This window comes from Vibrio sp. LB10LO1 (assembly GCF_010092875.1).
Classification (GTDB): domain Bacteria; phylum Pseudomonadota; class Gammaproteobacteria; order Enterobacterales; family Vibrionaceae; genus Vibrio; species Vibrio campbellii.
Genome location: NZ_JAADJW010000006.1, coordinates 145,982 through 168,056, shown reverse-complemented (window position 1 = coordinate 168,056; position 22,075 = coordinate 145,982). Strand labels below are relative to the sequence as shown.

Annotated in this window: 16 protein-coding genes; 11 read left to right on the top strand and 5 right to left on the bottom strand. The window is 47.4% G+C overall.

What is annotated here, in order from left to right:
- Window positions 1–138 precede the first annotated feature (138 nt).
- Window positions 139–1,869, top strand: a complete 1,731-nt coding sequence (ggt, locus tag GXP65_RS06535; protein WP_162092330.1) for a gamma-glutamyltransferase — start codon at window positions 139–141, stop codon at window positions 1,867–1,869.
- Between the two features lie 80 nt (window positions 1,870–1,949).
- Here the strand turns inward: ggt and GXP65_RS06530 are convergent, their stop codons facing one another.
- From GXP65_RS06530 to GXP65_RS06520, 3 genes are all read right to left on the bottom strand, one after another.
- The gene (locus tag GXP65_RS06530; protein ID WP_005528771.1) at window positions 1,950–2,561 is read right to left on the bottom strand and encodes a TIGR04211 family SH3 domain-containing protein; all 612 of its coding nucleotides are present in this window, start codon (window positions 2,559–2,561) and stop codon (window positions 1,950–1,952) included.
- Between the two features lie 181 nt (window positions 2,562–2,742).
- On the bottom strand, window positions 2,743–4,002 hold the full coding sequence (locus GXP65_RS06525; protein ID WP_005431976.1) for an inorganic phosphate transporter: 1,260 nt from the start codon (window positions 4,000–4,002) through the stop codon (window positions 2,743–2,745).
- 130 nt (window positions 4,003–4,132) lie between these two features.
- Complete coding sequence (locus tag GXP65_RS06520) at window positions 4,133–4,813, bottom strand: TIGR00153 family protein (protein WP_005431974.1); 681 nt, start codon at window positions 4,811–4,813, stop codon at window positions 4,133–4,135.
- A gap of 205 nt (window positions 4,814–5,018) precedes the next feature.
- Between GXP65_RS06520 and GXP65_RS06515 the strand changes: the two genes are divergently transcribed.
- A complete protein-coding gene (locus GXP65_RS06515) occupies window positions 5,019–6,551 on the top strand; it encodes an inorganic triphosphatase (RefSeq protein WP_162092329.1) in 1,533 nt (510 codons plus the stop codon).
- Between the two features lie 24 nt (window positions 6,552–6,575).
- On the opposite strand, the gene GXP65_RS06510 is transcribed toward GXP65_RS06515, so the two are convergent.
- Complete coding sequence (locus GXP65_RS06510) at window positions 6,576–7,394, bottom strand: ion transporter (RefSeq protein ID WP_162092328.1); 819 nt, start codon at window positions 7,392–7,394, stop codon at window positions 6,576–6,578.
- Window positions 7,395–7,442: 48 nt separating this feature from the next.
- Here GXP65_RS06510 and GXP65_RS06505 point away from each other — a divergent pair, with 48 nt between their 5' ends.
- The 3 genes from GXP65_RS06505 to hldE all read left to right on the top strand — a co-directional run bounded on the left by GXP65_RS06505 (window position 7,443) and on the right by hldE (window position 13,171).
- Complete coding sequence (locus tag GXP65_RS06505; protein ID WP_162092327.1) at window positions 7,443–8,699, top strand: methyl-accepting chemotaxis protein; 1,257 nt, start codon at window positions 7,443–7,445, stop codon at window positions 8,697–8,699.
- A 120-nt stretch (window positions 8,700–8,819) separates the two neighbouring features.
- Complete coding sequence (gene glnE / locus GXP65_RS06500) at window positions 8,820–11,663, top strand: bifunctional [glutamate--ammonia ligase]-adenylyl-L-tyrosine phosphorylase/[glutamate--ammonia-ligase] adenylyltransferase (protein ID WP_162092326.1); 2,844 nt, start codon at window positions 8,820–8,822, stop codon at window positions 11,661–11,663.
- Window positions 11,664–11,740: 77 nt separating this feature from the next.
- Entirely contained in the window at window positions 11,741–13,171 is a 1,431-nt protein-coding gene (gene hldE, locus GXP65_RS06495; protein ID WP_005528761.1) for a bifunctional D-glycero-beta-D-manno-heptose-7-phosphate kinase/D-glycero-beta-D-manno-heptose 1-phosphate adenylyltransferase HldE, read from the top strand.
- Window positions 13,172–13,471: 300 nt separating this feature from the next.
- Here the strand turns inward: hldE and tolC are convergent, their stop codons facing one another.
- A complete protein-coding gene (tolC, locus tag GXP65_RS06490; protein ID WP_038890841.1) occupies window positions 13,472–14,809 on the bottom strand; it encodes an outer membrane channel protein TolC in 1,338 nt (445 codons plus the stop codon).
- A 229-nt stretch (window positions 14,810–15,038) separates the two neighbouring features.
- Between tolC and nudF the strand changes: the two genes are divergently transcribed.
- The 6 genes from nudF (at window position 15,039) to parC (ending at window position 22,063) form a co-directional block, all read left to right on the top strand.
- Window positions 15,039–15,689, top strand: a complete 651-nt coding sequence (gene nudF, locus GXP65_RS06485) for an ADP-ribose diphosphatase (protein ID WP_038890840.1) — start codon at window positions 15,039–15,041, stop codon at window positions 15,687–15,689.
- Window positions 15,689–16,132: a DUF1249 family protein gene (locus tag GXP65_RS06480; RefSeq protein ID WP_005395930.1), complete on the top strand. Its 444-nt coding sequence runs from the start codon at window positions 15,689–15,691 to the stop codon at window positions 16,130–16,132. The genes nudF and GXP65_RS06480 overlap by 1 nt, the downstream gene beginning before the upstream one ends.
- 61 nt (window positions 16,133–16,193) lie before the next feature.
- Window positions 16,194–17,000 carry a 3',5'-cyclic-AMP phosphodiesterase gene (gene cpdA / locus GXP65_RS06475; RefSeq protein WP_045370024.1) on the top strand — a complete coding sequence of 269 codons (807 nt, stop codon included), beginning with the start codon at window positions 16,194–16,196 and terminating at the stop codon, window positions 16,998–17,000.
- A 55-nt stretch (window positions 17,001–17,055) separates the two neighbouring features.
- Window positions 17,056–17,640, top strand: coding sequence for an esterase YqiA (yqiA, locus tag GXP65_RS06470; protein WP_050918877.1), 585 nt, complete (start codon window positions 17,056–17,058; stop codon window positions 17,638–17,640).
- A gap of 250 nt (window positions 17,641–17,890) precedes the next feature.
- Window positions 17,891–19,771, top strand: a complete 1,881-nt coding sequence (parE, locus tag GXP65_RS06465) for a DNA topoisomerase IV subunit B (RefSeq protein ID WP_010445819.1) — start codon at window positions 17,891–17,893, stop codon at window positions 19,769–19,771.
- A gap of 3 nt (window positions 19,772–19,774) precedes the next feature.
- Window positions 19,775–22,063: a DNA topoisomerase IV subunit A gene (parC, locus tag GXP65_RS06460; RefSeq protein WP_050909355.1), complete on the top strand. Its 2,289-nt coding sequence runs from the start codon at window positions 19,775–19,777 to the stop codon at window positions 22,061–22,063.
- The last annotated feature ends 12 nt before the right edge of the window (window positions 22,064–22,075 follow it).

Below are 22,075 nucleotides of genomic sequence, written 5' to 3'. Positions count from 1 at the left end.
ATGACTCCAATATAGAGCGTTTATTGGTGGGCACGCCCCAGTCAGTGTTGTGTAAAAAAGCGTCGTATTGACGAACTTCGCAATAAGCATTGAGTCAACGTTAGACACCTTATAAATACAGGAGTCTAGACACAACACATGCGTATTCTTACTTTTTCTTTAAGCTTGATTGCCGCGGTGAGCCATGCCGCAAAGCCAGAACCTTTCCCGATTACACCAGATAAAACTGGTGAACACTTTATGGTGAGCGCAACCAACCCCTACGTCAGTAGCACGGGCTATTCAGTCTTGAAACAAGGCGGCAACGCGGTGGACGCTATGGTCGCGATGCAAATGGTGATGTCCGTTGTCGAACCCGACATGACCGGTATCGGTGGTGGTACGTTTGCTTTGTTCTACCAGCACGACAAACAGAAATTCCTGGCTCTTGATGGACGTGATGAAGCGCCTTCTAGTGCGAATCCAAACATGTTTATGGAAAACGGGGAAGTGCTCAGCCGAAATGAGATACTTGGCCCTCGCTCTGTAGCCGTTCCGGGAACGCTGCGTTTGCTTTACACCACGCACGAGCAATACGGCAAGCTACCATGGGCTGAGCTCATCAAACCAGCGATAGCATTGGCGAGTGACGGGTACGCGATGAACAGCTACACCTACGACATTGTGGTGAGAGAACAAAGTCGACTTGTTCAGGACCCGGAAGTTAAAGCCTTGTATTGGCAAGGGGATGAAATTAAGCCGACGGGCACCTTGATGAAGAACCCTAAGATGGCCGAAACACTGAGAAAGATAGCCCAACAAGGCGATAGTTACCTTTATGGTGGTGAGTTTGGTAAACACATCGTAGAGACGGTCAATAGCCGCATTGGTGATCAACATGAGAAGTTGTCTTTAGAAGACTTCAAAAACTACCAAGTGAAGCAACGTGACATCATTGAGAGCGACTACCGTGGGAATAAAATCGTTTCGTTTGGCTATCCGGCATCTGGCGGTGTGATGGTGGCGCAGAGCCTTGAGCTTCTAGAGTCTTACGATATTGCTCAGATGGCGGAAACGGACGTGGAACCTTGGCGTCTGATGACTGAAGCCATGCGCATCGCGAAAGCTGACCGTATTGCTTACGCTGGTGACCCTGACTATGTCGAAACGCCGATTAACGAGCTGCTATCTAAAGAGTACTTAGATGAACGCCGAATGCTTATCCCTGACTATGGCGTCGCGAAAGATAACCCGAAAGCAGGGCAGGTTACTCAAACTCAGTATGCGCAATATCAAGGCTTCGAAAGTAAAGATACAGGGCATATCTCTATCGTCGATAGGGAAGGTAATGCCATTGCCATGACCAGCACCGTCGGCACGGGAATGGGTTCTGGTGTGATGGTTGATGGTGTTATCTTGAACGCACAGATGGCAAACTTCTCTCCGCTACCTAGTGTAAATGGCAAACCGACTCAAAACTCGATTGAAGCAGGCAAGCGCCCACGTTCCGCGATTACTCCGCTGATGGTGATGGACGGTGACGATAACCTGCGCTTGGTGGTTGGTTCTCCGGGCAGTTCGCAAATCCCAGGTTATGTACTTAAAACCGTGGTTGGTGTGTTGGACTGGAACTTATCTGCGCAAGAGGCCATCGATCTGCCGAACATTCAGTACGGTACCAAAATAGACCGTACTAAGTCTTATGACCCAACAGGTTTGCTGGTGGAGAAGAAAACGTTCGCTGAAATTCTGGTACCAGAGTTTATGGAGCTTGGTTACCCAGTGCACGTGATTCCAGTAGTGAGTGGCTTGAATGCTATTGAGCTAAAAGATGGCAAAATTTATGGGGCAACGGACAGACGCCGTGCATCCAGCTCAATGGGAGAGTAACGAGAGCATCGTTGAACCAAACCAACAAAAAAGCCAGTCGAGTACGACTGGCTTTTCTTTATCGATTCAATTGGGAGCTATTATGCCCAACCTGCTGGCGATTTCTTTCTGCGAGGAATCAGGTGTGGCAGTACCAAACCAAATAGCAGACCAAGACCTGCAACACCACCACCGTAAGTGAAGTACTTCAGTAGCATGTCATCTTTTTGCGTGTCTAGCTTCGCGCGAAGTTCGCGGTTTTCTGTTTCAACAGAAGTAAGCTGGTCGCTGATTTCAGAGTATTTCTTCTCTAGGTCAGAAATCTGTTGGTTGCGCGTTTCTAGTGATGTCACTAGACCCGCTTTTTCGGTGTCTGAGTTCTGGCGTGCGTTTGCTAGTTGCTCTTTCACTTCTTTCAGCTCTTTCTCTACGCGAGGAAGGCGAATTGCCATGCTTTCTTGGTTCGTAACAAACTTGCTTTGCACCCAGCCTGTACGGCCACGAGCGTCACGGATTTGTGTGTAACCCGTGTCTTTGTTTGTTTGAAGAAGTTGTACTTTAGAGCCTGCGTTAACACTGCCCATAATGCGGTAAGTGTTGTTTGGACCAGAGTGCATAAAAGTGAATAGGTCATCAGAAATATAACGGTCTGCCGCTAGTGCCGCTGGCGCTGCTAGCAAAGTAAACAAAACCGTGATGATTAGTTTTTTCACAGTAAATCCCTTAACGATTTTCTTGGATACAGCTTTGGCACCGAATTATTGGAGCCGGAAATAGACGAATATTATGCAGTTTCAAACTTCGGTGCAACAAAGAAGGGAGGCAAAGCCTCCCTTTCTGTGCGTTTGAGTCAATAATGACAAAGCGCTTACATTGTATTGACGGTGTTTACTCTTACGAGAACATCGCTTGGATGCCGTAGAAGAATACTACTGCCAATAGTGCGCCTGCTGGTAGCGTAACGATCCAAGATGCAACGATGTTACGAACCACGCCTAGGTTAAGTGCTGCGATACCGCGAGCGAAACCTACACCTAGAACCGCACCTACTAGAGTTTGAGTAGTAGAGATAGGTAGACCAGTACCTGATGCGAGAACTACCGTACATGCTGTTGCTAGCTGAGCAGCAAAGCCACGGCTTGGTGTTAGTTCAGTAATACCAGTACCAACGGTAGCCATTACTTTATGACCTAGCGTTGCTAGACCAACTACGATACCAAAACCACCTAGAGGAAGAATCCACCATGCGATTGTGCTTTTCGCTGTAACTTCACCCATGTGTTCAACCGTTGAAACAACGGCAGACAGTGGACCGATCGCGTTAGCTACGTCGTTTGAACCGTGTGCGAATGCCATTGCACACGCTGTGATAACCATTAGTACGCTGAAGATGCCTTCTACGCCAGCAAAGCTGCGGTCTTCTTCGCGGTTCGCGAATTTCTTCTGAATGTAGAAGTAACCGCCTGCCATTACTGCAGCAGAGACGATTGCTGCCCACATCCACGCTTCACCATTACTTAGGTGAAGGCCAACGTGTTTCAGACCTTTCTTAATCGTTACAAGCGCAATCACCATAGTCGTGATGAACATGTACACTGGAACGAAACGTTTCGCGTTGAATAGTGGGTTCTCAGTATCAAAGATCAGACGCTGTGCGCTGACAAAGATAACGTAAGCAAAGAAGCCTGAGATAACCGGAGTAATAATCCAGCTACCGACAATACCTTGAACACTGCTCCAGTCAACTGCTTCTGTACCTACAGACACACACGCAAAACCGATGATTGCACCGATGATTGAGTGAGTCGTTGATACAGGCCAGCCCATGTAAGAAGCAAGTAGAAGCCAAGTACCAGCCGCAAGAAGCGCTGACATCATGCCGTAGACAAGAATGTCAGGTTGGCTAGCAAATAGAGATGTTTCGATAACACCTTTACGGATAGTGTCGGTTACTTCACCGCCTGCAAGATATGCACCCGCAAATTCAAAGATCATTGCAATAATGATCGCTTGTTTAACGGTAAGCGCTTTTGAGCCAACAGATGTACCCATAGCATTAGCAACGTCGTTCGCGCCAATACCAATCGCCATCATGAAACCAAAAATCGCTGCAACAATAATCAGGACAGTGCCGTAGTTCGCAAGGATATCCATCGTAATACCTAGTTGTTTTATAACAAGCGGAGCAAAATTTTGCGCGCGTCAGCCCATAAGACGGTGAAAATAGTCATCGTCCATCTGACACGCGTTAGTAATGCTCTTCGTTATGTCGTTAACTTATGTTTTAAGATCGAGATAGCATGACTTCCAAACGAGCACCTACGCGCTGCGCTTGGTCGGCAATACCACCTACCCATTCAAGAATCTTGTACAAGAACATGACATCGATAGGATTCATGTCAGCTTCAATCGCCATCAGTTGTTGGCGAAGTTCAATCTGCATTGCATCGGTGTCATCTTCAATTACGTCCAACTGATGAATCATTTCAGCAACGAGCGTTACTTCACGGCCTTTGAAGCCGGTCTCTAGGAGTTCATCAAGTTCGTTGATAACTTTTTGCGCCTGATCAGCCGCATCAAGACAACGTTGAACGTATGCGAGGAAGTTTGGTTGGAGAGCCTCAGGAATGACAAGTTGACGACCATATACACGGCCAGCAATGTCTTTTGCCAGGTTAGCAAGCTTGTCTTGTTGAGTCAGAAGCTCAAGCATGTCAGTACGATCGACTGGCATAAACAAACCGCGAGGCAGTTTTAGACGGATTTCACGTTTCAGCACGTCCGCTTCTTTCTCTAAGTGAGAAATTTGAGCACGGATTTCAGCTGCTTTTTCCCAGTCACCCTTTGAAGAAACTTCAAAGAACTTAACCAGGTGTGAACAACATTCGTTGACACACACAACGTGGCGCTGCAAAGGCTTAATTGGGGACTTTGCAAATAACCCCATAATTGTATTTACTGGCATGGTCATTCAACCTAATAACTATAACCTTAAAAAAACATACACCATTTCTTGGCGAAATGTTGAACGATGGCTATAAAGGCGCGCATGTTAACGCATTAAATCGCTCATTAAAACTGTTTTAGATCATCATTCGGGCGATATTTCTTTCTTGCCGTGTGAGAAATTAGGCAATATCCTGTTTCTATCTGCTTTGAAAGGTATAGCTATGGAAACCGAGATAGAACTGAAGTTTTTTGTTTCTCCTGAATTTTCAGAAACTTTAAGAGCTAAAATTTCCGAAACAAAAGTACTTCAGCACAGTAGTCGTGACTTAGGTAACACCTACTTTGATACCGCTGATAAATGGTTAAGAAAGCACGACATTGGTTTAAGAATTCGCCGTTTTGATGATGTTTTTGTCCAAACCGTAAAAACAGCAGGACGCGTTGTTGCGGGCCTTCATCAAAGACCAGAATACAACGCTGAGCACACCAGTAATGAGCCAGACCTCACGCTTCACCCTTCTGACATTTGGCCAACAGGTAAAGATGTCGAAACACTGCAAGCGGAGCTGACGCCTCTATTCTCTACTAACTTCACTCGCGAACAGTGGCTGATTGGTATGCCTGATGGCAGCCAAATTGAAGTCGCTTTCGACCAAGGCGCAGTGATTGCCCAAGGTGAAGATGGCGAAGAGAAACAAGATCCTATCTGTGAAGTTGAGCTAGAACTTAAATCTGGTCAAACAGAAGCGCTGTTCACGCTTGCTCGCAGCTTGTGTGACGCAGGCGGTATGCGTTTGGGTAACTTAAGCAAAGCGGCTAAAGGCTACCGTTTGGCAAGTGGCTACGTTGGTGATGAAGTCAAACCACTAGCATTGGTCGACAGCAGCAAAAACGACACCGTTGAATACTGCCTAATTAACTCACTAGAGCATGCGTTATCCCATTGGCACTACCACGAGCAAATCTACGCTGAGCGTGATTGTGTTGAATCACTGCGTGAAATCGTCAATGCGATTCGCTTTATCCGCCAAACTTTCACAATTTTTGGCAGTATGGTGCCGCGCCGAGCAAGTGCTATTCTGCGCCAAGAAATGAAGTGGCTCGAAGAAGAGCTAGAGTGGCTGGATGAACACGCGCACTTGGAAGAGCTGCTGGATGACAAAGGCAACGTGCTGCGTAAGCTTGATGCACGTAAGTTCTTAGTGTCTGAGCTGACTCAACAATTAGGTGAGCTCCCAAGTCGCGAAGCAGTGCTAGAACTACTGAGTTCGGCACGTTACACCAGTTTACTGCTGGATTTGAGCCGTTGGATCTTAACGCGCGGCTGGCAGCCATTCCTTGATGACAAGGCGCGCGAAAGGATGTCGAGCAACATCCAAGCCTTCTCTGTGAAGCAATTGGATCGCACTTGGGCTGAGCTGATGGAAGCCTTCCCTGCTGAGCGCGACTTATCAGCACAAGAATATGTGGATCAACGTTACCGCTTGCTGCGTAACCTTTACACAGGTATTGGGTTTGCGAGTTTGTACGATGCCGAGGAGCGTACCAGCTTCCGTCTGCCGTGGGCGGATCTAGTGCACGGCATTGATGACCTACTGATGCTTAACCATCTGTTGCCATTAGTCGGCATGTTAGAAGGGGAAGAGCAAGAGCAACTTGAGCGTTGGTTACATCGCCAAGAGCGTTCCATTCTGCATGCGATGGATCAGACTCGAGCCATCAGTGTTGAAGTCGAACCCTACTGGCAAGAATAAAAACGAAAATAGGACCGCAAGGTCCTATTTTTTTGTCTGTTGTTTTTGCTCATGCAGTTCATCTTCGATCGATTGTAATCGATTTAAGATCTGTTCCTGCCTATCTAGCACTTGTTCCAACAGTTTCTCTTTGTTCTTTGAACGATTGTCTTGCTGGCGAGTTGGTGCTGTGAGAATCGACGTAATCAAACCTGAAATCATACCGAAGATACCCACGCCACAAATGATGATAAGCACCGCTAACAATTTGCCAGCCGTCGTGACTGGATAATGATCGCCATAACCCACGGTTGATATGGTGACAAAAGCCCACCACAAAGCATCTGTACCCGTCTGAATGTTTGCCTCGGGGTTTTGCCCTTCGATAAATAGCATCGCGCTCGAACCAAGCGTAATGAGCACTACCATCAACAACAAGATTGAGGCTAATGTGGTTTCACGACGGTTTTGCTTGAGCTGGAAAAGAATGAATTTAGAAGAGCGTAAGACCAAGATGACGCGCAAGATGTGAAATAAGCGTGCGTAGCGCAATGGCTCGATCATTGGGATGCTCGCCACAAAATCGATCCAGTGATGTTTGAGAAATGACCAACGATCTGCGGCTCGGATCAAATCTACGATGAGCTGAAGTAGAAAAATACTACAGATTATAAAATCCAGACCGATAAGTACTTGTCGGGTTTCGTGATCAAGCGGGAAAAACAACAGGCCAGAGATCACAAATAGCGCCATGAAGGACAAGATTAGTGATAGCAACCCCATCGGTTTAGTGCTGTCTTTGATATCATAGTTTTTCATACGAAGCTCGAAATAAATCGCGCAATCAGAGCCAAGTGCGCGCATAACTATAAGTAATACAAAGACTATATAAGACTCGGTGGAGAACTGACAATGGAAAAGCTGGCATTTAAGCCGTGGGAAAGGGTGATATCCGACATCAAGCTCGTTCCGAAAATGGTCATGTTGATGGTATTCAGTACCATCCTGATTGTGGCAAAACAACTTTGGGACGCTAATACGTTCTACAACTCATTACTTGCGGCGACACAGAATGAACAAGTCGCCCAACAACATTATGAAGCTTATCTCACTCAAGTTGCATGGCAAACGGCATTATTGATCGTTGTTTTTGTCGTGCTGTTGCTGGCGGCGGCACGCGTAATGCTGCGTCAAACGCAGTACTTGAATGATGCGATCAAGCTAATGGCGAGTAAAAACCTATCTGTGCCTTTCGGTATGGATTGTAAAGACGAATACGGTGACGTAGCACGCGAGCTAGAGAAAACACGTCGTCAGTTGCACGATGTGATTCAAATGCAGATCAACGCCTCTGATGAACTGGCGACACTGACAGAAGTAATGACACTCAGCATGTCGGAAACCAAAGAGTCAGCGCAAGAAGAGTTCAATGAGATCGACCAACTTGCAACAGCTATGAGCGAGATGTCCTCGACGGTTCAAACGGTTGCAGACCATGCTCAAACTGCCTCGAGCTTAACTGAGCAAGCTTCAACACAAGCGGTGACAGGTCAGCAATTCCTACAGAAAACCGTGTCTAAGATGAGCGAACTGTCATCGGATATCGCTTCTTCGGCAAGTGCTGTTAACCAAGTAGAAGAACGTGTTGATGCCATCGGCAGCGTAGTTGGCACCATCCAAGGCATTTCTGAGCAAACTAACTTGCTCGCTCTAAATGCCGCAATTGAAGCAGCGCGGGCGGGTGAAGCAGGTCGTGGCTTTGCGGTGGTTGCAGATGAAGTTCGCAACCTTGCACAACGCACTCAGCAAGCGACAGTGGAAATTCAAGAGATGATCACCCAGCTTCAATCAAGCGCAACCTCAGCGGTTGAGTTGATGGAGAAGAGTGTGGTTGAAGCGGCAGAAGGTGTAGAACTGGTTTCGAATGCGGGCTGCGAGCTTGACGGTATTGTTGGTCAAGTGACGCAAATCAACGACATGAATTTCCAGATCGCAACGGCGTCAGGTCAGCAAAGTAGCGTCGCAGAAGAAATGAGCCAGAACCTAACAAACGTCCGTGAGTTGGTAGAGGCATCGGTAGTGGTTGTCACCGAGCTATTGGAAACTTCTGAGATGATGCAAAACAATGCCGAAGAGCTAGACAAGAAGATTAAATCTTTTGAAGTCTAGTTTCAGCAAGCTTTGATAAAACGCCCACAAACCTTTTGTGGGCGTTTTTATTTGTGCCAACTCTGGTATAAAAGAATGTATACCTCTCAAACCACAGTGCTTTTCACACAAGGAAGAAAAATGCAGCTGCCTTCGTCACTGATTTCTGTCGCGGATTCTGCGGTTCAAAACGCCGAGCAAGCGGGATACTTTCAACAATGGCCAACCGAGATTGCTGAGCAATTTCGTTTTGTCTCTGGCCTTAGCAAGTTCATTACCGAAGCGATTCATCGTGATGAGACACTCGCACAAAACTTGCCAAGCATGCTGGCAGAAAGCAGTCGACAACAAGCTTATCGTACACGCCTCGCCGATCTCTTAGCTGAATGCCAAGATGAAATGGCAGGCCACCGTGTGCTGCGTCAGTTCCGTAACCGCGAAATGGTCTACATTGCGTGGAAAGACTTTACCCACACTTGGACACTAGAAGAGTCGCTCAGTCATTTGTCTCAATTGGCTGAGGCGATGATCTTCGAAACATACCAATGGCAGCACAAGATTTGCTGCAACGAGTGGGGCACGCCAACCAATGCGGAAGGTGAAGCGCAACCTATGCTGATCATCGGCATGGGCAAGCTTGGTGGCGGTGAGCTGAACTTCTCTTCTGATATCGACCTGATTTTCACTTATCCAGAAAACGGTGAGACCCAAGGCGCGCGCCGCAGTATTGCTAATGCGCAGTTCTTTACTCGCTTAGGCCAACGCATCATTAAAGCACTCGACCAACAAACCTTTGATGGCTTCTGTTACCGCGTGGACATGCGTTTGCGCCCGTTCGGTGAAAGTGGCCCGTTGGTGATGAGCTATGCGGCACTCGAAGACTATTACCAAGAACAGGGAAGGGATTGGGAACGCTACGCTATGATCAAAGCGCGCGTGATGGGCAGCGAGATGTATCCGCAATATCAAGAGTTGCGCCAGATGCTGCGTCCGTTTGTTTTCCGCCGTTATATCGACTTCAGTGCGATCCAATCTCTGCGCCGCATGAAATCCATGATCAGCAGCGAAGTGCGCCGTCGTGGTTTGAGCAATAACATCAAATTGGGCGCGGGCGGCATTCGTGAAATTGAGTTTATCGCTCAAGTGTTCCAGTTAATCCGTGGTGGTCGTGAACCTTCTTTACGTGGTCGTGGTTTGCTCGAAACCTTGAATGCCATTGGTGAGCTAGGTCAGCTTACGCAACCAGAGGTCGATAACCTGGAAGCGGCTTATAAGTACCTGCGCCAGTTAGAAAACCTGCTACAAGCAATGGCGGACAAGCAAACGCAAACCTTGCCAGATTGCGAAGACGAGCAGCTAAAGCTTGCTACTGCAATGCGCTTTGATAGTTGGGATGCACTGATTGCTCAAACCCAGCAGCATATGGCAAACGTGCACAAGGTGTTTGAAAGCTTGATTGGTGATGATGAAGAGGACGAAGCGGAAGCCGTCGCTCGTCATTTCCACGAATTGTGGGACATGGCGACCAAGCAAGACGTGCTCGAACACGTTCTACAAGAGGACATCAAAGCCGAGAACCCAGAACAGCTGGCGAAAACCATTATGCAGTTCAAAGCGGACTTGGCGAAGAAGACGCTTGGACCACGTGGGCGAGAAGTGCTGACCAAATTGATGCCAAAAGTGTTTGATGCAGTATTTGCCCACCCAGATGCGCAATTTGGTTTGCCGCGAGTTTTGCACTTGCTGCACAACATCTGTACTCGAACAACGTACCTTGAGTTGTTGGATGAGCATCCGGCGGCGTTAGTGCAATTGGTTCGCCTGTGTACCGCTAGCCCGATGATTTCTGAGCAGCTATCGCGTTACCCGATTCTGCTCGATGAGTTGATCGATCCTCAGCATCTGTACAACCCAATTCCACTTGATAGCTACCGAACAGAGCTACGTGACTTCCTTGCTCGCATTCCAGAGGATGATATGGAACAGCAGATGGAAGCGCTGCGTCAGTTTAAGCAAATCTGCATCCTCCGCATTGCGGCTGCCGATATTGCTGGCGTTTTGCCTGTAATGAAAGTAAGTGATCACTTAACCTACTTGGCAGAAGCGATTGTCGAAGCGGTAGTGAACCAAGCGTGGTTACAAGTGTCGGAAAAATATGGCGAACCGACGCATGTCAAAGATCGTGAAGGGAAGGGCTTTGCTGTCATTGGTTACGGGAAAGTTGGCGGCTGGGAGCTGGGCTATAACTCAGACCTTGATATCGTCTTCATGCACGATTGCCCAGTGAACGTCTATACCGATGGTAAGAAAGAAATCGATGGTCGCCAGTTCTATCTTCGTTTAGCGCAGCGCATCATTCATATTTTCTCAACCCGCACTGCATCAGGCATTCTGTACGAAGTGGATACTCGCTTACGTCCATCTGGCGCTTCAGGCTTGTTAGTAAGCCCAACCGATGCATTTGACGACTACCAACATAAAGACGCTTGGACGTGGGAGCATCAAGCCCTAGTGCGTGCGCGCATGATTTATGGTGATGAGCCTTTGGCGATTGCCTTCCACAACACGCGTCATGACGTGCTGTGTAAACAGCGTGACCAAGACACGCTAAAGAAAGACGTGGTCGATATGCGTGAGAAAATGCGTGACCACTTGGGCGGGAAAAAGTCCGGTCGTTTTATGCTTAAGCAAGATAACGGCGGCATTACCGATATTGAATTTCTCGCTCAATACCTTGTGCTCAACTACAGTCACAGTAAGCCGAAGCTGATTCGCTGGTGCGATAATGTACGTATTTTTGAAACCCTGATTGCACAAGGTGTCATGGAAGAAGATCAAGCGATGCAACTGACGCGCGCATACACATCAATGCGTGACGAGATTCATCGTCGAAACTTGCTTAACTTGGATGCCGATGTGGCGGAAGAGAAATTTGTTGCTGAGCGAGAGTGGGTGAAGCAAGCATGGAATCAATGGTTTGCCTAAGCAGAAGTCGTGCACAAGGTTCAGCCTAGAAAAAGGCTGTGTTAAACTCACCGTGATTTAATTTTTGGAGACCAATAATGAAACCAATTCTACCTGATTACAACAGCGCTGGTGTGCTTATCATCGGCGATGTCATGCTAGATCGTTACTGGTATGGCCCGACTGGACGTATTTCTCCTGAAGCGCCAGTACCTGTTGTGAAAGTAGAAAACAATGAAGAGCGTCCGGGTGGTGCTGCGAACGTAGCAATGAACATTGCTTCACTCGGCGGTCACGCTCACATTGTTGGTCTAACGGGTATGGATGAGCCAGCGAAAGTACTGACGGAAACACTGAACTCGCTAAAAGTGAAATGCGATTTCGTTGCGCTGCCAGAGTACCCAACTATCACTAAGCTTCGCGTGATGAGCCGTGGTCAGCAATTGATTCGTCTGGACTTCGAAGACAAGTTCGAGAACACAGACGCTGAGCCAGTGCTGTCTCGCATGGAAACCGCCCTACCAAGTGTGAAAGCGGTGATCATGTCTGACTACGCTAAAGGTTCTCTAGAGCACGTTCAGGCTTATATCCAGAAAGCGCGCGCAGCAAACATCCCAGTCTTCATTGACCCGAAAGGTGCGGACTTTGAACGCTACCGCGGAGCAACACTTCTTACTCCAAACATGAAAGAGTTCGAAGACGTTGTGGGTAAAGTGAAATCTGACCAAGAGCTAGTAGAGAAAGCACTGGCTTTGGTGGAAGAGTTCGAATTTGAAGCGCTATTGGTAACACGCAGCGAAAACGGTATGACCTTGATTCGCCGTGGCCAAGAGCCATTCCATTTGCCGACCCAAGCGAAAGAAGTGTACGACGTGACTGGTGCGGGTGATACGGTTATTTCTGTATTAGCTGCTTCTGTTGCTGCGGGTAAATCGTTTGAGGAAGCGTGTGCACTAGCAAACGCAGCCGCAGGTGTTGTGGTTGGCAAACTGGGTACATCAACGCTTTCTGAGATTGAGTTAGCAGAAGCGATTCACGGTAGCCAAGACACAGACTACGGTGTGATTTCAGAACAAGCACTGATTGAAGCAGTGAAGAAAGCACGTGCGAAAGGCGAGAAGGTTGTAATGACTAATGGTTGTTTCGACATTCTACACGCGGGTCATGTGTCTTACTTAAATCATGCTGCGGAACTGGGCGATCGCCTAATCGTTGCGGTTAATACCGATGAATCAGTGAAACGCCTTAAAGGTCCTGGTCGTCCAGTAAACCCAACTGATCGCCGTATGGCGGTATTGGCAGGCCTTGGCGCAGTAGATTGGGTTGTGCCTTTCAGTGAAGACACACCGCAACGTTTGATCTCTGAAGTGTTGCCAAGCTTGCTAGTGAAAGGCGGCGACTACAAACCAGAAGAGATTGCTGGTGGTAAAGAAGTGATTGCCGCAGGCGGTGAAGTCCGCGTACTGAACTTCGAAGATGGTTGCTCAACCAGTGAAATCATCAATGCCATCAAAGGCGGTAAAGGCTAATTCGTTTCTCGCCAAATTGATTATTAAAGGTCGCTTTCGAGCGGCCTTTGTTGTTTTTGGAGGAGTGAGCCCAACCATAAACGCATTCCAGTCCTCCTCCTTTTCAAGGGGGAGTTAGAGGGGTTAATGCTCGATGATTGAAGCCAGTGCAGTCAATTAGATCGAGAAGCAGCCCTTACCGAACCCTCCCCTTCGAAAGAGGAGGGGATCTAAAGCGCACTTGGCTTGGTTACTTACCCCAACAAAAAACGCCAGTTGAAAAATCAACTGGCGTTTTGCGTGTTACTTAAATACCGATGCTTATTTTGCTGGCTTAAGGCCTGCATCTACATCTAGGATATCTTGCTCGCTCAATGTACCCACCGCTTGACGAAGCTGTAGGCCTGCAAGAATGTAGTTGTAACGTGCGTCTGATAGGTTCTTGTTCGCATCGTATAGACGACGAGTTGCGTCTAGTACATCAACGATAGTACGAGTACCTACATCGAAACCTGCTTCTGTTGCTTCAAGCGCAGATTGTGCTGACACTACAGATTGCTCGTACGCTTTTAGTGCGCCGATAGAAGCGTTGATGTTGTTGTTCTGTGCACGCACTTCTTTCACAACACCACGGTATTCTTTCTCTAGTTCTTCACTTGCTGACACATAGCCGTATTCTGCTTGTTTCACTTCAGACGTTGTACGACCACCTGTGTATAGCGGCACTGCTAGGTTCACGCCAACATTGAAGCCGTCGGTTGTGTTATCTGCTGTACTTTCTGCTGTGTCGGAGTAGTTGTAACCACCGTCTAGAGATAGCGTCGGTAGGTGACCAGAGCTCGCTAGCGAAATGTTATCGCGAGCGATGTCTTGTGCGATACGCGCAGACAGTAGACTCAGGTTGGTTGTCTTCGCTTCTTCAATCAATGTTTCTGCTGATTCAGAAGAGCGGCTTGCAGAGAAACGCGCTGTATCCAGAACGTTTAGGTTCTTGTGCTCTTGGCCTGTGATTTCACGTAGCGATTCGTAGCTGTTGATCAGATCGTTTTCTGCCAATACTTCATCGGCTAGTACTGCATCGTACTGTGCTTGCGCATCGTGTACGTCAGTGATGGCTGATAGACCTACTTCAAAACGTTGCTTAGTTTGTTCAAGCTGACGGCCAACCGCTGCTTTTTCTGCACGAACAAATACTAAGTTATCTTGTGCACGTAGTACTTCAAAGTAAGCTTGAGAAACTCGAAGGATCAAACCTTGTTGTGTTGCGGCGTATGTTGCATCCGCACGACGAGCCGTTTTCTCTGCGGTATCTAGAGTGATCCAAGATGCACGGTTGTATAGCTCTTGCGAGAATCCAACACCAGCAGAAAGAACATTTTGGTCGTTATCACGGTCTTCTCTGATGCCAGGGATGTTTTTGTCGTAGTCAGTCTCACCACGAGCGATGTCGTAACCCGCAGTTAAGTTGATTTGTGGTAGTAGGGCACTGCGGCTAGAGTTGATTGCTTCAAAAGCTTGATCACGCTGCGCTGCTACACTGAGCAATTGAGGGTCGTTTTGTTTTGCTAAGTCATAGATTTCAGCAAGAGAGTCTGCCCATGCAGATGTGCTCATACTGCCTAGCGCTGCACTGATAAATAGTGGAAGCAGTTTTTTCATTTTCTATTCCCGCGGTCTATAGATTGGTTAATTCTCAGTAGTTTAACTCAATTTGGACGATATTTACTCGAAACTTTGCACTTTTTTACACGTAATTATCCACTTGTGCAATAAGTAATTGGCAAAGGCTTAAAATAATTTATAACTATTGTACAAAAAGTTGAGCCAAGTCCTTTGAGCAAGCGAATAACAATGAGTAAACTACAAGATTCACTCAGAGAGGTGCTGAATGCAACAGTGTGACAAGCAACAGAACGATCTTACTTCCCAAGATGTGGAAATAATCTCGAAAGAAACCGTGTTTAAAGGTTTCTTTAAAATGGTGAAATACCGTTTTAAGCATAGGTTATTCGCCGGTGGTTGGAGTGGGATTGTCGAACGAGAAATGTTCGAACGTGGTCATGCTGCCGCCATGCTCCCGTATGATCCTGTGACTGATCAGGTTGTGATCATTGAACAGATCAGAGTGGGAGCTTTAGAACATTCACACCCATGGCAGTACGAGATTGTCGCTGGCATGATTGATCGTGACGAATCTGCTGAAGAGGTGATTCGTCGAGAAGCGGAAGAGGAAGCGGGTATTCAAGTCGGACGTGTGGCTTCGGTAACCTCTTATTATCCTTCTTCTGGCGGTTGTTCTGAAAAGCTGGATGTATTCATTGGCGAAGTGGATGCAACTAAAGCGCATGGCATTCATGGTTTAGACTATGAGAATGAAGATATTCGAGTCCATGTCATGAGTCGTGAAACCGCGTATCAGTGGGTGAAAGATGGAAAATTCGAAAACGGTGCCTCAATCATTGCGCTTCAATGGTTGCAGTTAAATCACCAAGAATTGACATCGCAATGGGAAGTTTCCCCGAAAGTGGAGAGTAAGTAATGGCACAAGTAGCTGAAAAACAGCGATACCATGTCGACTTAGCCGGTCTAATGAGAACTTATGAGACCAACTACGCTAAGTTGAACGCCTTGTTGCCTGCCTCTGCTGAAGTTGGTGATGTTCGCTGCTATCAAGCTGCAAACATGGTTTACCAACTGACCGTGAATGAAATCACAAAATACACCACAGTTGTTGAGATATGTCAGAGTGATGAAACACCAGTGTTTCCTTTACCGACGATGTCTGTCAGGCTTTATCACGATGCGAGAGTTGCTGAAGTATGCTCAAGCGGAGAGTTTTCTCGCATCAAAGCTAAATATGATTATCCCAACGACCAGTTGATGCAGAAAGATGAAAAGCATCAACTTAATACGTTCCTTGGTGAATGGCTGACATTCTGTTTACGAAGTGGCATTAGTAGAACGCCACTTGCCTTCAATTGATTGTCATGCCACTAAAGGAAAATAACTAAAAACTATATAGTGGACGAATCAGGTTTTCATTTTGCAATCATCTAGTGACAGCATAAAGCTATTACAAATCACGGATACTCACCTGTTTGAGGCAGATGAGGGCAGTTTGCTGAGCGTAAGAACCGCTGACAGCTTCGCAGCCGTGGTACAAGAGATTCTTAATCACCAAGTGCAGTATGAATACATTTTGGCAACGGGTGATATTTCACAAGACCATAGTGCCGAGTCTTACCAGCGTTTTGCTGAGGGTATCGCGCCGCTGAAAAAAGATTGTTTCTGGCTTCCAGGCAACCACGACTACAAGCCAAATATGGGCAGTGTACTGCCATCTCCTCAAATTCAAGCTGCTGAGCATGTGATGCTTGGTGAGCATTGGCAGTTAGTCTTATTGGATTCACAAGTGGTGGGTGTACCCCACGGACGTTTGAGTGACCAACAGTTAGCACTGTTAGAAGAAAAACTGGAAGAAAACCCGCAAAGACATACCTTGGTGCTATTACACCACCACCCATTGTTGGTAGGAAGTGCTTGGTTAGATCAACATGCATTAAAAGATGCGGATGCTTTCTGGCAAGTGGTGGACCGTTTTGAGAACGTAAAAGGCATTTTATGTGGTCATGTGCACCAAGACATGAATGTTCTTTATAATGGCATCCGCGTGATGGCAACGCCGTCGACTTGTGTGCAATTCAAACCGGACTCCGATGATTTTGCACTTGATACAGAATCACCGGGTTGGCGAGAACTTGAGTTGCACAGTAATGGTGACATTACCACAGAAGTCAACCGACTACCCGATGGCCAATTCCAGCCAGACTTTAATTCAAACGGATACTAATCATTATCACGCCCGAACCTTATGTTCGGGCTTACTTTTTTAACGTGAGGCGATCATGAGCAAACCTTCTTTGCTGCTTTATATCCATGGCTTTAACAGCTCGCCGCTTTCCATGAAAGCGAACCTAATGAAAGCGTACTGTGAACAGCAGCGACCGGATATCAAGGTTGTCGTACCTCAACTTCCTTGTTTCCCTGAACTGGCTGCTCAATGTTTGCTTGAGATTGTTGAGCAACATCAAGACGACTACAACATTGGCCTTGTCGGCAGTTCGCTAGGCGGTTACATGTCAACGTGGCTAAATTCGCAGTTTGGTTTTCGAGCCGTCGTCGTAAACCCAGCAGTAAAGCCTTATGAATTGCTGGTGGATTACCTTGGTGAGCAAACCAACCCGTATACGCACGAAACCTATACACTTGAAGCTTGTCATATTGACGAGCTAAAAGCACTTGATGTACAAAGCATCGCGTCGCCTGAGTCTTTCTGGTTGTTACAGCAAACGGAAGACGAGGTTTTGGACTATCGCCAGGCCGTAGAAAAGTTCGCGCGAGCGAAACAAACGGTAGAAGAAGGTGGTGATCACAGTTTTATCGGCTTTGAGCGTTATCCTGCTCAAATCATTGAATTCCTAAAACTGTAATACTATCGAGACGATTGGAATAGGCTCATAGTTTTAATTGCCATATCCAACCGTTTCTTGACATAGTTGGCAGGCTTTCCGACTATGTTTTGCCAAAAAAGATCTTAAGGGTATGAAGCCCTGACTACTTTGTTATGCATGACCTTATTTTTGATAAGCACGCAGACGGGGTAGCTTTTTCGTTTCTCGAGTACGCCTGCACATTCGCGGGGCTCGGGTTACAAGTAAACTTTGAGAACAATTCCGTATTATGACTGAACAATATAATGCTGGTGCCATTGAAGTACTGAATGGCTTAGAGCCAGTACGTCGCCGACCAGGGATGTATACGGATACAGCGCGCCCAAACCACTTGGGCCAAGAAGTTATCGATAACAGTGTCGATGAAGCGCTAGCCGGACATGCCTCAAAAGTACAAGTCATCCTACATGCTGACCAATCACTAGAAGTGATCGATGATGGTCGAGGCATGCCTGTTGATATCCACCCAGAAGAGAAGGTATCAGGTGTTGAACTGATCCTATGTAAGCTTCACGCAGGTGGTAAATTCTCTAATAAGAACTACCAATTCTCTGGTGGTCTACACGGTGTAGGTATCTCAGTAGTAAACGCGTTGTCCAAGCGCGTTGAAGTGACGGTCCGTCGTGACGGTCAAGTGTATGAGATTGCTTTTGAACACGGTGATAAGGTTTCTGACCTAACGGTTACGGGCACATGTGGCCGTCGCAACCGTGGTACCAGTGTACACTTCTGGCCAGATGCAAAGTACTTTGATTCTGCAAACTTCTCGGTAACACGTTTGGTGAATAACCTACGTGCGAAAGCAGTACTTTGCCCGGGTCTAGAGATTACGTTTACCGATAAAGTAAACAACAAAGACTACAAATGGCACTACGAAGATGGTCTTAAAGACTATCTAGCGGAAGGTGTGAAAGGTTATCCAGTTCTCCCTGAAGAACCATTTACTGGTGAGTTCTCAGCAGAAACTGAAGCAGCAAACTGGGCGGTGATCTGGCAGCCAGAAGGCGGCGAGATGATCACGGAAAGTTACGTGAACCTTATCCCAACCGCACAGGGTGGTACGCACGTTAATGGCCTGCGCCAAGGTTTGCTCGATGCAATGCGTGAGTTCTGTGAATTCCGTAACTTATTGCCTCGTGGCGTGAAGCTAACGGGTGATGACGTTTTCGACCGTTGTTCTTACGTTCTGTCAGTTAAGATTCAAGATCCGCAATTTGCCGGTCAGACCAAAGAGCGTCTGTCTTCTCGTCAGACGGCTGCCTTTGTCTCTGGTGTCGTAAAAGACGCATTCAGCCTATGGTTGAACGAAAAGCCGCAGCTGGCTGAACAGTTAGCGGAAGTGTGTATCGCTAACGCACACCGTCGTATGCGCGCGAGCAAAAAGGTTGTACGTAAGAAGGTCGCATCAGGTCCTGCACTACCAGGCAAACTGACCGACTGTTCTGTACAGGACCTTAACCGCACCGAAATCTTCTTCGTAGAGGGTGACTCGGCGGGTGGTTCTGCTAAACAAGCACGTGATCGTGAGTTCCAAGCGGTGATGCCACTGCGCGGTAAGATCCTGAATACGTGGGAGGTCTCTGCAGACCAAGTGCTTGCATCTCAAGAGGTGCACGACATCTCAGTTGCTTTGGGTATTGACCCAGACAGCGATAACCTAGATAGCCTGCGTTACGGTAAGATCTGTATCCTTGCCGATGCGGACTCGGATGGTCTACACATCGCAACACTATTGTGTGCTCTGTTTACTCGTCACTTCCGTGCGCTGGTTGAAGCTGGCCATATCTACGTAGCGATGCCGCCTCTGTACCGTATCGACTGTGGCAAAGAAGTATTCTATGCCCTAGACGATGACGAAAAAGATGGCGTACTAGAGCGCTTGTCGAAGAAGAAAGCCAAAATCAACGTGCAACGATTCAAAGGTCTGGGTGAGATGAACCCACTTCAGTTGCGCGAAACAACCATGGATCCAAACACGCGTCGCCTGGTTCAGTTAACTATTGATGACTCGGCGGCGACCATGGAAATGATGGACATGCTGCTTGGTAAGAAACGAGCAGATGATCGTCGTTCTTGGCTACAAAACAACGGCGATATGGCAGAGGTTTAACGGATGTCTACAGAAATTACTTACGATGGCGTTGAACAGTTGCCAATGCGCAAGTTCACCGAAGACGCTTATCTGAACTACTCGATGTACGTAATCATGGACCGCGCATTGCCATACATTGGCGATGGTTTGAAACCGGTTCAACGACGCATCATTTACGCAATGTCGGAACTTGGTCTTTCGGCATCAGCAAAATACAAAAAATCTGCACGTACCGTTGGTGACGTGTTGGGTAAATACCACCCGCACGGTGACTCTGCATGTTACGAAGCGATGGTATTGATGGCACAGCCATTCTCTTACCGTTACCCATTGGTTGACGGTCAAGGTAACTGGGGTGCGCCAGATGATCCGAAATCATTCGCGGCAATGCGTTATACCGAAGCAAAACTGTCTAAGTTTGCCGAAGTACTGCTGGGCGAATTAGGTCAGGGTACGGTTGAATGGCAACCTAACTTTGATGGCACAATGAAAGAGCCACAAATGTTGCCAGCACGTCTGCCTCATATCCTGCTAAACGGTGTTACTGGTATCGCGGTTGGTATGGCGACAGATATTCCGCCTCACAACGTTCGTGAAGTGGCGGATGCAACCATTCATTTGATCGACAACCCGAAAGCGGAACTGCCAGATGTGATGCAGTTCGTTAAAGGCCCAGACTACCCGACAGAAGCAGAAATCATTTCGCCGCAAGCGGATATCGAGAAGATTTACCGTAACGGTCGCGGCAGCATCAAGATGCGCGCGGTATGGCACAAAGAAGGCTCAGATATCGTTATCACTTCTCTGCCACACCAAGTATCAGGTGCGAAACTGCTTGAGCAAATCGCAAACCAAATGCGCGCTAAGAAGCTGCCAATGGTTGACGACCTTCGCGATGAATCGGATCACGAGAACCCAACGCGTATCGTTGTGGTTCCTAAGTCAAATCGCGTAGATTGCGATCTGTTGATGAATCACTTGTTCGCTTCAACGGATCTTGAGCGCAGCTACCGTGTTAACTTGAACATGATTGGTTTGGATAACCGTCCTCAAGTTAAAGGTCTGGTTCAAATTCTGTCTGAGTGGATCGAGTTCCGTCGCACGACTGTACGTCGCCGTCTACAACACCGCCTAGACAAAGTCATGGCTCGTCTACACATCTTGGAAGGTTTGTTGGTTGCTTACCTAAACCTAGATGAAGTGATTGAGATCATTCGTACTGAAGACGATCCAAAAGCGGTGCTGATGGAACGCTTTGGCATTACCGATATCCAAGCGGATGCGATTCTAGATACTAAACTTCGTCACCTAGCCAAACTAGAAGAGATGAAGATCCGTGGTGAGCAAGACGAGCTAGAAAAAGAGCGTGAGAAGCTAGAACAGCTGCTAGGTTCTGAGCGTCGTCTGAACACTCTACTGAAGAAAGAAATCAAAGCAGACGCAGAGAAATACGGCGATGATCGTCGTTCTCCAATGGTTGAACGTGCAGAAGCAAAAGCGCTGACTGAACGCGACCTAGTACCAAGCGAGCCAATCACGGTTGTGCTTTCTGAGAAAGGTTGGATTCGTCATGCGAAAGGTCACGATGTGGATGCAGAAGGCTTGAGCTACAAGTCTGGCGATAAATACCTAGCGCACGCGCGCGGTAAGAGTAACCAGCAAGCGGTATTCTTTGGCAGTGATGGCCGAAGCTACTCACTTGAGTCGCATTCACTACCGTCAGCACGAAGCCAAGGTGAACCGATTACTGGTCGCTTGAATATCACTGCGGGCAGCAATATTCGCCAAGTGATCATGGGTGAAGAAGAGCAATTATGGCTGGTGGGTTCTGATGCGGGTTACGGCTTTGTATGTAAAGGCTCAGACTTGTTATCGAAGAACCGTAGCGGTAAAGCATTGGTGACGTTACCGGCCAACTCTGAGGTGATGACACCGAAGACGATTGCTGATTTGGATTCGGATGAAATTTTAGCGATTACCAACCAAGGTCGTATGTTGTTGTTCCCAATTAAAGACCTACCGCAATTGGCGAAAGGTAAGGGTAACAAGATCATCAACATTCCTGCGGCGAAGGCGAAAGAGCGTGAAGAGGTGCTTTCTCACTTGATGGCTCTGCCACAAGGCGCGTCTCTAACCTTGTATGCAGGTAAGCGTAAACTAGGCTTGAAACCTGCTGACCTTGAGAACTTCCGTGGTGAACGCGGACGTCGAGGCAGCTTACTGCCACGTGGTTTACAACGCGTAACACGAATTGAAATTGAGATGGGCGGAAGTCCTGAGGTTTCAGAAGAGCCAAGCGATAACGAATAACGCACAAATAAA